Here is a 15,504-nt window from a genome sequence, read left to right on the forward strand (position 1 = left end):
AGGGTCCGCCATGACACGAGGCTTCTTCAGGATTGAGAAGCCGATCTGCATAATTGAAGCTTACAAAAAAGCCGACAGACGGACTCAGTGAAGAATCCGTGGGCCGTCTTCCTTCTCCGGCTCGCCTTCAGCCAGGCGCCCCGCCATCTGCACACCTACGCTCAACATGGCTTTTGCCACTTCCACGTGCTGGCCTTGCAGGAACGCTTTTGCGTCCTCGGAAAAATCCAAAATAACCAGAGAACCCTCGTCCTCAGCCCGGCGCAGCTCGATTCGGCCGTCGGGCAGTTCAACAATTTCCAGAAAGGACGTTGGCATAAAAGTCTGTTCTCCACGAAAGGCCGGCATTATATCAGTGTTGTGACGAGCGGGCTTGCCCACGTTGGGCGGTGCAGCAGCCCTCCGACAGCTGACATTGCCAGACCGGAAAAGCCTTGGGGCCGCTTCGCAGCCCAGCGGGAGCAAGCTCCCTCGCCACAAAAGCGCTAGCTGCCAGTGAGAGACTTAAATAGCCCTCAGCACTCGTTCAACCCATCCCGAAACCGAATGGCCAGCTTCTTCAGCTCCTGCCGCCAGCTTTCCAGCTCTTCCCGGCTCAACGGCTCAGGGCCTTCTTCATCCAGGCTCACGGCCACGATCAGCGGCTGCGTCACATCACCCTTGGGCGTGTGTTTCACCCGTGGCGGCTGAAACATTTCGGCGTGGGCTACCAGCAACCGCGCCAGCCAACTGTCCGGGCTCTGCGCCATCTCGACCAACTCGGCCAACTCCGGGATGGCCATGGATTCCAGCACATCCCGGTTGATGATCATCTCGGCACGCGGCGAACCGGCCTGAGGCAAACGATAGAACCCGGCGATCTCATGGCACAAGCCAAGCAAGGCGCCATACAGGTGGAACAGCGCGGCTTCACGCCCGGCCTGTACCAGCGCGATAGCGTTCATCTCCTTTCCTTCCTCGGCACGGCCAAGGGCTTCCAGGGACAAACCCGCGAAGTAAATTTTCTGGTTGGTGCGGGTATAGAGTTCGTTGGCCATGAAGGCAGTCTCCACAACGAATAAGGCGTGATGCTGGCTGTGTAGGAGCGAGCTTGCTCGCGAAGACCTAAAGGATAACGCGTTTAGCCAGAATGCCCGCGTTATCGTTAACGACCTTCGCGAGCAAGCTCGCTCCTACAGCCTGGGTCATGCGCCCTGGCGCTTGTCCTCGACCTTCCACTTGCCACCGTCGTAGAACGCTTTCCAGCCGGTAGGCTTGCCTTCAACCTCGGTTTGCACGTACTGCTCCTTGGTCTTGCGGCTGTAGCGGATCACGGCCGGGCGACCGTCCGGGTCCTTCTTCGGCGCTTCGCAGAGGAAGTGGTATTTCGGATCGATCTCGTCTTTATGGGGCACGATCTCCATCACCAGCGGGGCACGAGTCTCGCGGTTTTTCGGGAACTGGCTGGCAGCCAGGAACAGCCCCGACGCGCCGTCACGCAGGATGTAGGTGTCGTTGACCTTCTCGCACTTGAGCTCCGGCATCTTCACCGGGTCCATCTTCGGCGGCGCCGCATCACCGCTTTTCAGCAGTTTGCGGGTGTTCTTGCAGGTCGGGTTGGTGCAACCGAAGAACTTGCCGAAACGGCCGGTCTTGAGCTGCATCTCGCTGCCGCACTTGTCGCATTCCAGGCTCGGACCTTCGTAGCCCTTGATGCGGTAAGTGCCCTCTTCGATCTCGTAGCCGTTGCAATCCGGGTTGTTACCGCAGATGTGCAGCTTGTGCTTCTCGTCGAGCAGGTAGGCATCCATCGCCGTGCTGCAGATCGGGCAACGGTGCTTGCCACGCAGTACCAGCGACTCGGATTCACCCTCGTCATCGGCAGCGATTTCATCGCCCGGCACCAGGTTGACGGTGGCCTTGCAGCGCTCTTTCGGCGGCAGGCTGTAACCCGAGCAACCGAGGAATACGCCGGTGGATGCTGTACGAATCTGCATCGGGCGGCCGCAAGTGAGGCACGGAATGTCCGTCATCACCGGCTGGTTGGCGCGCATGCCGTTCTCGGCGCTTTCAGCTACTTCAAGTTTCTTCTTGAAGTCGCCGTAGAACTCGTCGAGCACGTTTTTCCAGTCGCGTTCGCCCTGGGCCACGTCATCGAGGTTCTCTTCCATGCCGGCGGTGAAGCCGTAGTCCATCAGGTTGGAGAAGCTCTCGGACAGGCGCTCGGTGACGATGTCGCCCATCTTCTCCGAGTAGAAGCGACGGTTGTGCAGCGCCACGTAGCCGCGGTCCTGGATGGTGGAAATGATCGCCGCATAGGTCGAAGGACGACCGATGCCACGTTTTTCCATCTCTTTTACCAGGCTGGCTTCCGAATAACGCGCCGGCGGCTTGGTGAAGTGCTGGGACGGGTCGAGCTTGATCAGCTTCAACACATCGCCCTGGGCCATGTCCGGCAGCACGTCGTCGTCGCCCGGCTTGGCGATTTGCGGCATCACGCGGGTGTAACCGTCGAACTTGAGGATACGGCCCTTGGCGCGCAGCTCAAAGTCACCGGCACCCACGCTGACGGTGGTAGACAGGTATTGCGCCGGCAGCATCTGGCAAGCCAGGAACTGGCGCCAGATCAGCTCGTAGAGGCGCTCAGCGTCGCGCTCCATGCCGCTCAGCTTGCTTGGCTCGGTGTTGGCGTCGGAGGGACGAATCGCTTCGTGAGCCTCTTGTGCGCCTTCCTTGCTGCTATAGACGTTCGGCTTCTCCGGCAGGTACTTCTTGCCGAACTCGCTTTCAATATAAGTGCGCGCCATCGCCACCGCGTCTTGCGACAGGTTGGTGGAGTCGGTACGCATATACGTGATGTAGCCCGCTTCATACAGACGCTGGGCCATCATCATGGTCTTCTTCACCCCGAAGCCCAGGCGGTTGCTCGCGGCCTGTTGCAGGGTGGAAGTGATGAACGGCGCCGACGGCTTGCTGCTGGTGGGCTTGTCTTCACGCTTGACGATGCTGTAGCTGGAAGCCTTGAGCTTCTCCAGCGCAGCCATGGCCTGGGCTTCGTTGAGCGGCTTGAAGGCCTCGCCTTTCTCGCGGGCCACTTCAAAGCGCACGTTGTTGCCCTTGGCAGTGCCCAGGTCAGCGTGCACTTCCCAGTATTCTTCGGGGTTGAACGCACGAATCTCGCGCTCACGTTCCACGACCAGCTTTACCGCAACCGACTGCACACGGCCGGCGGACAGGCCACGGGCGATCTTCGCCCACAGCAGCGGCGAGACCATGTAGCCCACGACGCGGTCGAGGAAGCGACGGGCCTGCTGGGCATTGACGCGGTCAATGTCCAGTTCGCCCGGCTTGGAGAAGGCTTCCTGAATCGCCTTCTTGGTAATTTCGTTGAACACCACGCGCTTGTAGCGGCTGTCGTCACCACCGATGGCTTCCCGCAGGTGCCAGGCAATAGCCTCCCCTTCGCGGTCCAAGTCGGTTGCGAGATAGATGGTGTCAGCATCTTTGGCGAGCCGGCGCAGCTCTTCGATGACCTTTTCCTTGCCCGGGAGGATCTCGTACTTGGCTTTCCAGCCATGATCGGGATCGACACCCATGCGCGAGACCAGCTGCTTGCGCGCTTTCTCTTTAGGCGTGAGCACCGGACCTTCGCCCGCAGCCGCCTTGCCGCGCTTGGCGGCAGGCTCCTTGCTGGCGCTAGCCGAACCGCTGGTGGGCAGGTCTCGGATATGGCCGATACTCGACTTCACCACGTACTCGTTACCCAAGTACTTGTTGATGGTCTTGGCCTTAGCCGGGGATTCCACAATGACCAGCGATTTGCCCATGGATCGGAAAATTCCTGAATTCGAGAAGTGAAAGGCGGTTGGCGCCTGACGCGGCAACGCTATATATAGTGGCAACAAGGTGAGGTCAAGCGCAGCATTCTGCGCGGCCTGCCTTTATTGCGCGGAAAAAAGGCTGGGTTCGACCTGGATCAAAGCAAAGCGCGGGACCTGTTCGCCGTCAACTTCGACGGTCTCCAGGAACATGCTCAAGGGACGTACCCAAAAGCCGTAATCGCCATACAGTGCTTGGTAAAACACCACTTCCTCTTCGGTCTCGGAATGCCGCGCCACATTAAAAACGCGGTACTTCGGACCTTTATAATGCTGGTAGAGCCCTGGTTCGACTTTCATGCTCTGGCCCTCTTACAAAATTTGTTAAAAAAAAATATAAAAAATTCCAAAAAACAAAAACCGGGGCACTGGGCCCCGGCTTCCGTCAACGAAACGTTTAGATACGTTCGAAGACGGTGGAGATGCCTTGGCCGAGACCAATGCACATGGTTGCAACACCCAGGTTGCCGCCATTTTGCTTCATCACGTTAAGCAACGTGCCGGAGATACGTGCACCGGAACACCCGAACGGGTGACCCAAGGCAATCGCGCCGCCGTGCAGGTTAACCTTCTCGTTCATCTTGTCGAGCACTTTCAAATCTTTCAGCACTGGCAGGGCCTGTGCGGCGAAAGCTTCGTTGAGCTCGAAGAAGTCGATGTCGGAGATGCTCAGGCCTGCGCGCTTCAATGCTTTTTGTGTGGCCGGTACTGGACCATAGCCCATGATCGCCGGGTCCACACCTGCGACCGCCATCGAACGAATCACCGCCATCGGCTGGATGCCCAGGTCCTGGGCACGCTGGGCCGACATCACGATCATGCACGAAGCACCGTCGGTGATCTGCGACGAAGTACCCGCTGTCACGGTGCCGCCCTTTGGATTGAAGGCAGGCTTGAGGGCCGCCAGGCTTTCCAGGGTGGTGTCCGGACGAATGGTTTCGTCGTAGTCGAACAGTTTCAGGAAACCGTTCTCGTCGTAGCCGTTCATCGGGATGATTTCATCCTTGAACTTGCCTTCCAGCGTCGCCTTGTGGGCGAGCTGGTGGGAGCGCAGGCCGAATGCGTCCTGGGCTTCGCGGGTGATGCCGTGCATTTTGCCGAGCATTTCTGCGGTCAGGCCCATCATGCCCGAGGCTTTCGCCGCGTACAGGGACATGTGCGGGTTCGGATCCACACCGTGCATCATGCTGACGTGGCCCATGTGCTCCACGCCGCCGACCACGAACACATCACCGTTGCCGGTCATGATCGCTTGTGCGGCAGTGTGCAGTGCGCTCATGGACGAGCCACACAGGCGGCTGACGGTCTGGCCGGCAGCGGTGTGCGGGATCTGCGTCATCAAGGAAGCCATGCGGGCGATGTTCCAGCCCTGCTCCAGGGTCTGGTTGACGCAGCCCCAGATCACGTCTTCGACTTCGTTAGGGTCGACCTTGACGTTGCGCTCCAGCAATTTGCTGATCAGGTGCGCCGACATGTCTTCAGCGCGGGTGTTGCGGTGCATGCCGCCCTTGGAGCGGCCCATCGGAGTACGACCGAAATCGACAATCACGACGTCTCTTGGATTCAAGCTCATAAATATTCTCGCTCAAGTGTCTGGGGCGCTTAACCGAAGAAGCTCTGGCCGTTCTTGGCCATCTCACGCAGCTTCGCAGTCGGGTGGTACAGCGGGCCCAGATCAGCGTATTGATCAGCCAGGGCAACGAACTCGGCCACACCGATGGAATCGATGTAACGCAGCGCACCACCACGGAATGGAGGGAAACCGATACCGTAGACCAGGCCCATGTCGGCCTCGGCTGCGGTTTCAACGATGCCGTCTTCCAGGCAGCGCACGGTTTCCAGGCACAGGGCGATCATCATCCAGTTGACGATGTCCTCGTCGGACACTTCACGCTGTTCGTAGATGACCGGCGCGAGTACTTCGTGAACCGAAGGATCGGCCACTTTCTTCTGCTTGCCTTTCTTGTCGGTCTCGTAGGCGTAGAAGCCCTTGCCGTTCTTCTGGCCTAGGCGCTTGGCCTCGTACAGTGCGTCGATCGCCGAGCGGCGGTCGTCTTTCATGCGATCCGGGAAGCCTTCAGCCATTACGTCGCGACCGTGGTGACCGGTGTCGATGCCGACCACGTCCATCAGGTACGCCGGGCCCATTGGCCAGCCGAATTTTTCCATGACCTTGTCGATGCGCACGAAGTCCACACCAGCACTGACCAGCTTGGCGAAACCGCCGAAGTACGGGAACAGTACGCGGTTGACCAGGAAGCCCGGGCAGTCGTTGACCACGATCGGGTTCTTGCCCATTTTCTTGGCGTAGGCAACGGTGGTGGCAACAGCCAGCTCGCTGGACTTCTCGCCACGGATCACTTCCACCAGCGGCATCATGTGCACCGGGTTGAAGAAGTGCATGCCGACGAAGTTTTCCGGACGCTTGAGGGCCTTGGCCAGCAAGGTGATGGAAATGGTCGAGGTGTTGGAAGCCAGGATAGTGTCTTCCTTAACCTGGGCTTCAACTTCAGCCAGTACCGCCTGCTTGACCTTCGGGTTCTCGACAACCGCTTCGACCACCAGGTCGACGTGGCCGAAATCGCCGTAGGACAGCGTAGGACGAATGCCGTTAAGCACTTCAGCCATTTTCGCTGCAGTCATGCGGCCTTTATCAACGCGGCCCACCAGCAGTTTCGCGGCTTCTGCCAGACCCTGCTCGATGCCGTGCTCGTTGATGTCCTTCATCAGGATCGGCGTGCCTTTGGACGCCGACTGATAGGCAATACCGCCGCCCATGATACCGGCGCCGAGTACGGCAGCCTGTTTCACGTCGCGGGCGATTTCGTCGTAGGCCTTGGCCTTTTTCTTCAGTTCCTGATCGTTCAGGAACAGACCGATCAAGCTCTGCGCGGCAGAGGTCTTGGCCAGTTTGACGAAGCCGGCAGCTTCGATTTCCAGGGCCTTGTCGCGGCCGAAGTTCGCGGCTTTCTGGATGGTCTTGATCGCTTCAACCGGCGCCGGGTAGTTCGGGCCGGCCTGGCCTGCCACGAAACCTTTGGCGGTTTCGAACGACATCATTTGTTCGATGGCGTTGAGCTTGAGTTTTTCGAGTTTTGGCTGACGCTTGGCCTTGTAGTCAAATTCACCGCTGATGGCGCCCTTGATCAGGTTCAGTGCGGCTTCTGCCAGCTTGTCGGGAGCAACCACGGCATCCACGGCGCCGACTTTCAGCGCGTCTTCAGCACGATTTTCCTTGCCGGCGGCAATCCACTCGATGGCGTTGTCGGCACCGATGATGCGCGGCAGGCGCACGGTACCGCCGAAGCCTGGGTAGATGCCCAGCTTGACTTCCGGCAGGCCGATTTTCGCGGTGGCCGACATCACGCGGAAGTCGGCGGCCAGGCACATTTCCAGACCGCCGCCCAGGGCGATGCCATTGATCGCGGCAACGGTCGGCACGTTGAGGTCTTCGAAATCGCTGAAAATCTTGTTGGCTTCGAGGTTGCCAGCCACAAGCTCGGCATCGGGCAGCTTGAAGTTGTCGACGAATTCGGTGATGTCAGCGCCGACGATGAACACGTCCTTGCCGCTGGAGACGATCACGCCCTTGACCGATGCATCTGCTTTGATGGTGTCTACGGCCTGACGCAATTCATTCAGGGTTAGACGGTTGAACTTGTTGACGGACTCACCCTTGAGGTCGAATTTCAATTCGACGATGCCACTTTCAAGAGCCTTAACCGTGATGGCTTTACCTTCGTAAATCATCAACTGATCTCCACGATATGGAAGCTGAACAGTACACGTCGGACGCAGGATTCAGCGTAGGCACTGACGTTACCGTCGATGCTAACGCCAATTTGCCAGGCACACCCGCCAACGCGATAGTCGGGATTCTGTACGAACGGTCTGAAAGACAAACGCTCAATTCATACGCCCGTTTGATTTGGGTACGTCACCTTCAGCCAAATCCGAAGAATTGTCAATCGCTCGAAAGGGCCGCAAAAACGCGACTTTTCAGTCATTTCAGAACCCGGGGCAGCCGGCATCGCCTCGCCAATGTTTAATCATTCACGAAATCAATAATAAGAAATTTGATTTAAAGGGCTGTACAGAACCGAATATGCGGCTAGGCTAGCGGCACGTTTAACGAATTACCGGCCTGCCTGGCCAACTCCAGCCCGATGATGCTTTCGGGCTTTTTAATGCCCGCAGAAAACTCAGGCCAGCGCCTTGAGCACCGCATCAATGTCCTGCAACACGCTCAACTCGCCCTTTTCGCCCCAGTACAGGGTGATCATTTGCTTGTCGGCTTCGACTTTGTAGACGTTTGCCGGCAGCGTCGCAAAATGTGGCAACAACTTTTCATCAACGCAGCTTTCCTGCCACTGATTGACCCAAACCCCCGGTTCCAACTGCCAATAACTCCAGGTGACCAGTTTGGTGCCGCGCCGTGGCCGGTGATATTGCGCACACGGGCTCGGCGGCTCGTGCTTAAGCCAGTGCGGCCAGTCCTGGGGCGTCAGTTGCATGGCCAAACCGATGCGTCGCGCCTCCATGCGCAGGGCCATGCGCCCGCTCGAATGGCGCGACGGACGCAACCACGCCAGGGGGCTTAAAACCAGCGCAAGGATTGACACCACTATCCAGACCGTCATATGTGTACTCCCGAATTTCTTGATGAGCGGATTTGACCTGACGCAACCCCATCCGCTTGAAACCAGCCATACTGAACTTATCGCTTTCCTTTGGAGGAACTCCTCATGCCCTACGAACATATTCTGGTCGCCGTGGACCTGACCGAAGAATGCGACCCCGTGATCAAGCGGGCCGTAGGCCTTGCAGGTGACTCGGTGAAACTGTCCCTGGTGCATATCGTCGAGCCGATGGCCATGGCCTTTGGCGGCGACGTGCCGATGGACCTGTCCCAGCTGCAACAGCAGCAGTTCGACCAGGCCAAGGAACGCCTTGATCGCCTGATCAACAAGTATCCCGCCCTGAAAAAAGACCAGAGCCACCTGACCTACGGCCAGCCGCGCCAGGAAATCCACCACCTGGCCAAGGAGCAAGGTTGCGACCTGATCGTGGTCGGCAGCCATGGCCGCCACGGCCTGGCCTTGCTGCTGGGATCTACAGCCAATGACGTGCTGCACGGCGCACCTTGCGATGTGCTGGCAGTGAAACTGGTAAAGAGCTCGTAAGACCAAAGGCGATCTAATGTGGGAGCGGGCTTGTGTGGGAGCGGGCTTGCTCGCGAATGCGGTGGGTCAGTTAACGTAAATATTGACTGATCCACCGCATTCGCGAGCAAGCCCGCTCCCACATTTGAACTGTATTTCATATAAAAAAACCGGTGCTCATATAAATGAGCGCCGGTTTTTTATTGCGCTTGAATCACTCAGGCATCCAGCTCGGCCCAGCGTTCAACCAGTGCTTCCAGCTCGCTGTTCAACTGTTCAAGGGAGGCAATCACCTTGGCGGTTTCTGCAGCAGGACGCATATAGAAACCCGCGTCAGCCATTTCAGCTTCCACGGCAGCGATCTGCTGTTCCTTGGCGTCGATATCACCCGGCAGTGCTTCCAGCTCACGCTGAAGCTTGTAGCTGAGCTTCTTCTTCGCAACAGGCGCTTCCTGGGCTGGAGCTGGCTCGGCAGCCACCGGGGCAACCACGGCCGAGGTCAGGTCAGCCTTGCCGGATTTGCTCTCGGTCACGCCCAGCAGGCGCGGCGAGCCGCCCTGGCGCAGCCAGTCCTGGTAACCACCGACGTATTCGCGAACCTTGCCTTCACCTTCGAAGACCAGGGTGCTGGTGACCACGTTGTCGAGGAATGCCCGGTCGTGGCTGACCATCAGTACAGTGCCGTTGAAGGTCAGCAAGACCTCTTCCAGCAGCTCCAGCGTTTCAACGTCGAGGTCGTTGGTCGGTTCGTCGAGCACCAGCAGGTTGGCCGGTTTGCTGAACAGCTTGGCCAGCAGCAGGCGCGCACGCTCACCACCAGACAAGGCTTTAACCGGCGTACGTGCACGCTGCGGGCTGAACAGGAAGTCGCCCAGGTAGCTCAGCACGTGGCGGCTCTGGCCGTCGATGTCGATAAAGTCGCGACCTTCGGCGACGTTGTCGATCACGGTTTTTTCCAGGTCCAACTGGTGGCGCAACTGGTCGAAGTAGGCCACGTCGATGCGCGTGCCCTCTTCCACTTTACCGCTGGTGGGTTGCAGGCCGTTGAGCATCAGCTTGAGCAAGGTGGTCTTGCCGGTACCGTTGGCACCGAGCAGGCCGATACGGTCGCCGCGCTGCAGGACCATGGAGAAGTCCTTGATCAGGAACGGGCCGTCCGGGTGATGGAAGCTGACGTTTTCCAGCACCATCACTTGCTTGCCCGACTTGTCGGCGGTATCCAGCTGGATATTGGCCTTGCCGGTGCGTTCGCGACGCTCGCCGCGCTCAACGCGCAGGGCTTTCAGGGCGCGTACGCGGCCTTCGTTACGGGTGCGGCGGGCCTTGATGCCCTGGCGGATCCAGACTTCTTCCTGGGCCAGCTTTTTATCGAACAGGGCGTTGGCGGTTTCCTCGGCGGACAGCGCGGCTTCCTTGTGCACCAGGAAGCTCGCGTAGTCGCCGTTCCAGTCGATCAGGCCACCGCGGTCCAGTTCGAGGATGCGGGTTGCCAGGTTCTGCAAGAAGGAACGGTCGTGCGTGATGAACAGCACGGCGCCCTGGAAATCCTTGAGGGCTTCTTCCAGCCAGGCGATTGCACCGATGTCCAGGTGGTTGGTCGGTTCGTCGAGCAGCAGCAGGTCCGGCTCGGACACCAGGGCCTGGGCCAGCAGGACGCGGCGACGCCAGCCGCCGGACAATTCGGCGAGGGTCTTGTCGGCCGGCAACTGCAGGCGGCTCAGGGTGCTGTCGACCAGTTGCTGCAAGCGCCAGCCGTCACGGGCTTCGAGGTCTTGCTGGACGTGCATCAGCTTGTCCAGGTCGGCTTCGGTGACGCAGTTCTGCGCCAGGTGATGGTATTCGGCAAGCAGTGCGCCTACGCCGTCGAGGCCTTCGGCAACCACGTCGAACACTGTCCGTCCGTCGGCCACCGGCAATTCTTGCGGCAATTCGCCGATCTTGAGGCCCGGGGCGCGCCACACAGAGCCTTCATCGGACTTCTGGTCGCCTTTAACCAGCTTCATCATGCTGGACTTGCCGGTGCCGTTGCGGCCGATGATGCACACCCGCTCACCACGGGCGATCTGCCAGGACACCTTGTCCAACAACGGCATAGCGCCGAAAGCAAGGGACACATCGCTGAATTTGAGCAGGGTCATACGCTTCTCCAAAAACTGGGCGCGCATTCTACCTGACTTAGGGCTCGAGGCGGCCGGCATTTTCGCCGTTGACACGTTCTGTCGGACATTTCAGATGAACTTGAATGAAGCGACCGGCAAAGCTTTCACCGGTTGCGGCCAAAAGGCTAAGCTAGGGGCAATCAGTGTCGGCGACGTCGGCACTAGTCCAGTTTCCTCTGCACGGACGTCTCATGCGCAGTCGCCTTTTCAGCTTTTTATCTTGTCTGCTTCTTTCTGCCACCGCCGTTCAATCCGCCCAGGCCGTGGACCTCACCACCCAACGTCAATATTACGATGAAGCCAAACGAGCCCTCGCCAAAGGCGACAGCGGCCCGTATTTCCAATACAGCCAGGCCCTGGCCGACTACCCGTTGACGCCGTACCTGGCCTACGACGAACTGACCGCACGCCTGAAAACCGCCAGCAATGAGGAAATCGAACAATTCCTCGCCAAGAACGGCGACCTGCCCCAGGCCAACTGGATGAAACTGCGCTGGTTGCGCTGGCTGGCCGACCGTGGCGATTGGCAAACCTTTGAAAAGTACTACGACCCAAAACTCAATTTCGTCGAACTGGACTGCCTCCACGGCCAATTCCAGCTGACCCATAACCAAAAAGCCGAAGGCTACAAAACCACCGAGAAGCTGTGGCTCACCGGTAAATCCCAGCCTGCCGCCTGTGATGCAACCTTTGGCCAGTGGGCCGCTGACGGCCAACTGACCGAACAGAAAATCTGGGACCGCGCCAAGCTGGCCACCGAAGCGCGCAATTACCCGCTGGCCAACAGCCTGGTAAAAACCTTGCCGACCCTTGGCGCCCAAGGCCGCCTGATGGTGGACGTGGCGCAGAAGCCCGACATGCTCAGCGACCCGTCGCGCTTCCTGCCGGCCAACGAGGCCATGTCCGACGCCGTCGGCCTGGGGCTTCGCCGCCTGGCACGCCAGGACCCGGACAAGGCCATGGCCCTGCTCGACGGTTATGCCAGCAGCATGCACTTCTCTCGTGACGAAAAAGTGTCGATCGCCCGGGAAATCGGCCTGACCCTGGCACGCCGCTACGACCCGCGCGCCCTCGACGTGATGACCAAATACGATCCGGAACTGCGGGACAACACCGTTTCCGAATGGCGCCTGCGCCTGCTGCTACGCCTGGCGCGCTGGGAAGATGCTTATCAGTTGACCCGCAAGCTGCCGCAGGATTTGGCCACCACCAACCGCTGGCGCTACTGGCAGGCCCGCAGCCTGGAGCTGGCAGAGCCGAAGAACCCGCAAGCCCTGGTGCTGTACAAGGGCCTGGCCAAAGAGCGCGACTTCTACGGTTTCCTCGCGGCAGATCGCTCCCAGTCCCCGTACCAACTGAACAACAAGCCGCTGATGATGAGCCAGGCGCTGATGAACAAGGTGCGTAACACCCCCGGCGTACGCCGTGCCCTGGAGTTCTACGCCCGTGGCCAGGTCGTTGATGGCCGTCGCGAGTGGTACCACGTCAGCCGACACTTCAACCGCGACGAAATGGTCGCCCAGGCGAAGCTGGCCTATGACATGAAGTGGTACTTCCCGGCGATCCGCACCATCAGCCAGGCGCAGTACTGGGACGACCTGGACATCCGCTTCCCGATGGCCCACCGCGACACGCTGGTGCGTGAAGCCAAGGTCCGCGGCGTGCATTCAAGCTGGGTGTTTGCGATCACCCGCCAGGAAAGCGCCTTTATGGACGACGCCCGCTCCGGCGTCGGCGCCACCGGGCTGATGCAACTGATGCCCGGCACCGCGAAAGAGACCGCACGCAAGTTCAGCATCCCGTTGGCCTCGCAACAGCAAGTGCTCGACCCGGACAAGAACATCCAGCTCGGCGCGGCGTACCTGAGCCAGGTCCACGCTCAGTTCAACGGCAACCGCGTACTCGCCACCGCCGCCTACAACGCCGGCCCCGGCCGTGTGCGCCAATGGCTGCGTGGCGCCGACCACCTGAGTTTCGACGTGTGGGTGGAAAGCATACCTTTCGACGAAACCCGCCAGTATGTGCAGAACGTGCTGTCTTATTCGGTGATCTACGGGCAGAAGCTCAATGCGCCACAGCCGTTGGTGGATTGGCATGAGCGGTATTTTGATGATCAGTAACACGACTTTCAGAGGCTGATACAAAACCTGTGGCGAGCGAGCTTGCTCGCGTTGGGCTGCGCAGCAGCCCCAAGTAATGTCGCGGCGTTATTCAGATAGATCGGGTTGTAAGGATTCAGGGCTGCTTCGCAGCCCAACGCGAGCAAGCTCGCTCGCCACAACGATCCGGTATGGGCGTCGGGTCAGTGCCTAACCGGCTCATCACCATCACTGAACTGCAACGCCGCCAATCGCGCATACAGCGGGTTACTCGCGATCAACTGCTGATGCGTCCCCACCGCCACCAGCTTGCCCTGGTCCATCACGGCAATCCGGTCGGCGTTCTTCACGGTGGCCAAGCGGTGGGCAATCACCAGGGTGGTGCGCCCTTCCATCAGCTGCGGCAACGCTTGCTGAATCAGGTGTTCACTCTGGGCATCCAGGGCGCTGGTGGCTTCGTCCAGCAGCAGGATCGGTGCATCCACCAGCAACGCCCGGGCAATGGCCAGGCGTTGGCGCTGGCCGCCGGAGAGGCCCATGCCGCCGTCGCCCAGGTGAGTCTGGTAGCCATCGGGCATTTGCAGGATGAAGTCGTGGGCGTGGGCGATACGTGCTGCCTCTTCGACCTGGGCGAAGGTGGCCGACGGATTGCCGTAGCGAATGTTTTCTTCAACGCTTCCGAAAAACAGCGCCGGGCTCTGGGATACCAGGGCGAAACAGCGGCGCAGGTCCAGCGGGTCGAGTTCGGTCAGCGGGTGACCTTCCAGGAGAACGCGACCTTGCTGTGGATCGTAGAAGCGCAGCAACAGGTCAAAAATGGTTGATTTACCCGCACCGGACGGGCCGACCAAGGCCAGGGTTTCGCCGGCATTGATCGTCAGGCTCAGGCCATCAATGGCGTAGCTGTCTGGCCGCGACGGGTAGGAAAAGCGCAGGTCCTGCAACTCCAACCGACCGCTGACCCGCTCTGGCAGCTTGATGACATTGGCCTCGGGGGCCTTGATTTCATTGCTCGATTGCAGCAACTCGCCAATCCGCTCTGCCGCACCGGCTGCGCGCTGCAGTTCACCCAACACTTCACTCAACGTACCGACGGCGCTGCCGACGATCAGGCTGTAGAACACGAACGCCGCCAGTTCACCACCGGAAATCCGCCCGCTGATCACATCCATTCCGCCCACCCAGAGCATCACGCCCACGGCGCCCAGCACCAGCATGATCACCAGGGTAATCAGCCACGAACGCTGCAGGATACGTTTGCGCGCGGTGGTGAACGCCTCTTCCACCGTCACGGCAAAGCGTTGTTCGTCCTGCACCTGGTGGTTGTAGGCCTGCACGGTCTTGATTTGGCCGAGGGTCTCGGACACGTAGCTACCCACATCGGCGATACGGTCCTGGCTCAGCCGCGACAGGCTGCGCACCCGGCGGCCGAAGATCAAGATCGGTGCCAGCACCAGCGGCAGCGCGATCACGACGATGCTGGTGAGCTTGGGGTTGGTGACAAACAACAGCACGATCCCGCCGATCACCATCAAGGCGTTGCGCAGGAACAGCGACAGCGAGGAGCCGATCACCGATTGCAGCAAGGTGGTGTCGGTGGTCAGCCGCGACTGGATTTCCGAGCTGCGGTTGTTTTCATAGAAACCCGGGTGCAGGTAGATCAAGTGATTGAACACCTGCCGCCGGATGTCCGCCACCACCCGCTCGCCGATCCACGACACCAGGTAAAACCGCGCAAACGTGCCCACCGCCAGGCCCATCACCAAAATCATGAACAGGCCGATGGACTGGTTGAGCAGGTGCGGTGACTGGGTCATGAAGCCCTGGTCCACCAGCAGGCGGATGCCCTGCCCCATGGACAAGGTGATGCCTGCGGTGACGATCAACGCCAACAAGGCCCCCAGGGCCTGCCAGCGGTAGGGAGCGACGAAGCGGCTGGCCAGGCGAATCGCGCGGCGTTGACGGGCTGAGAGCATGGAGGGTTTCACCTGAAGGTTGGAGACGGGAACCTGCACCTTTACATGGGGGGAACTTGAGTGAATCACAATGAGTCAGGTTAATTATGCTTACCGAACCTAGCCCCTAGAGGCTATCGGTCTAAGGCTCGGCTGGAAATTTGTATCGGTTTCTGCTGGACTGGGCATTCGATCCGCTGGACGTGTATGGAGTTGTAACAACGCGTTCACACGGGGGTTTTAGAGTAGGTACACAACCTGATGAGGAGACG

Annotated in this window: 11 protein-coding genes; 2 read left to right on the plus strand and 9 right to left on the minus strand. The window is 59.7% G+C overall.

Going from position 1 to position 15,504, the window contains the following annotated elements; translation table 11 throughout:
- Positions 1 to 84 precede the first annotated feature (84 nt).
- The 7 genes from HX875_RS22075 to HX875_RS22105 all read right to left on the minus strand — a co-directional run bounded on the left by HX875_RS22075 (position 85) and on the right by HX875_RS22105 (position 8,497).
- Entirely contained in the window at positions 85 to 318 is a 234-nt protein-coding gene (locus tag HX875_RS22075; RefSeq protein WP_003218969.1) for a hypothetical protein, read from the minus strand.
- A gap of 197 nt (positions 319 to 515) precedes the next feature.
- Positions 516 to 1,037 (minus strand): DUF6586 family protein, encoded by a 522-nt coding sequence (locus HX875_RS22080; RefSeq protein WP_088424509.1) that lies wholly within the window; start codon positions 1,035 to 1,037, stop codon positions 516 to 518.
- Positions 1,038 to 1,184: 147 nt separating this feature from the next.
- On the minus strand, positions 1,185 to 3,806 hold the full coding sequence (gene topA, locus HX875_RS22085; RefSeq protein WP_177045655.1) for a type I DNA topoisomerase: 2,622 nt from the start codon (positions 3,804 to 3,806) through the stop codon (positions 1,185 to 1,187).
- Between the two features lie 114 nt (positions 3,807 to 3,920).
- A complete protein-coding gene (locus tag HX875_RS22090; RefSeq protein WP_088424511.1) occupies positions 3,921 to 4,157 on the minus strand; it encodes a DUF1653 domain-containing protein in 237 nt (78 codons plus the stop codon).
- A gap of 97 nt (positions 4,158 to 4,254) precedes the next feature.
- Complete coding sequence (fadA, locus tag HX875_RS22095; protein WP_076017236.1) at positions 4,255 to 5,430, minus strand: acetyl-CoA C-acyltransferase FadA; 1,176 nt, start codon at positions 5,428 to 5,430, stop codon at positions 4,255 to 4,257.
- A gap of 29 nt (positions 5,431 to 5,459) precedes the next feature.
- Complete coding sequence (fadB, locus tag HX875_RS22100) at positions 5,460 to 7,607, minus strand: fatty acid oxidation complex subunit alpha FadB (RefSeq protein WP_063032264.1); 2,148 nt, start codon at positions 7,605 to 7,607, stop codon at positions 5,460 to 5,462.
- A gap of 452 nt (positions 7,608 to 8,059) precedes the next feature.
- The gene (locus tag HX875_RS22105; protein WP_177045657.1) at positions 8,060 to 8,497 is read right to left on the minus strand and encodes a hypothetical protein; all 438 of its coding nucleotides are present in this window, start codon (positions 8,495 to 8,497) and stop codon (positions 8,060 to 8,062) included.
- 105 nt (positions 8,498 to 8,602) lie between these two features.
- Here HX875_RS22105 and HX875_RS22110 point away from each other — a divergent pair, with 105 nt between their 5' ends.
- On the plus strand, positions 8,603 to 9,040 hold the full coding sequence (locus tag HX875_RS22110; protein WP_003218985.1) for a universal stress protein: 438 nt from the start codon (positions 8,603 to 8,605) through the stop codon (positions 9,038 to 9,040).
- A gap of 197 nt (positions 9,041 to 9,237) precedes the next feature.
- On the opposite strand, the gene HX875_RS22115 is transcribed toward HX875_RS22110, so the two are convergent.
- Positions 9,238 to 11,157 (minus strand): ATP-binding cassette domain-containing protein, encoded by a 1,920-nt coding sequence (locus tag HX875_RS22115; RefSeq protein WP_177045661.1) that lies wholly within the window; start codon positions 11,155 to 11,157, stop codon positions 9,238 to 9,240.
- Between the two features lie 212 nt (positions 11,158 to 11,369).
- Between HX875_RS22115 and HX875_RS22120 the strand changes: the two genes are divergently transcribed.
- Complete coding sequence (locus tag HX875_RS22120) at positions 11,370 to 13,298, plus strand: transglycosylase SLT domain-containing protein (protein ID WP_177045668.1); 1,929 nt, start codon at positions 11,370 to 11,372, stop codon at positions 13,296 to 13,298.
- 182 nt (positions 13,299 to 13,480) lie between these two features.
- Here HX875_RS22120 and HX875_RS22125 read toward each other — a convergent pair whose 3' ends face one another.
- Positions 13,481 to 15,253, minus strand: coding sequence for an ABC transporter transmembrane domain-containing protein (locus HX875_RS22125; RefSeq protein ID WP_177045676.1), 1,773 nt, complete (start codon positions 15,251 to 15,253; stop codon positions 13,481 to 13,483).
- Positions 15,254 to 15,504 lie beyond the last annotated feature (251 nt).

It is taken from the genome of Pseudomonas yamanorum, from assembly GCF_013386765.1.
GTDB classification, from domain to species: domain Bacteria; phylum Pseudomonadota; class Gammaproteobacteria; order Pseudomonadales; family Pseudomonadaceae; genus Aquipseudomonas; species Aquipseudomonas yamanorum_A.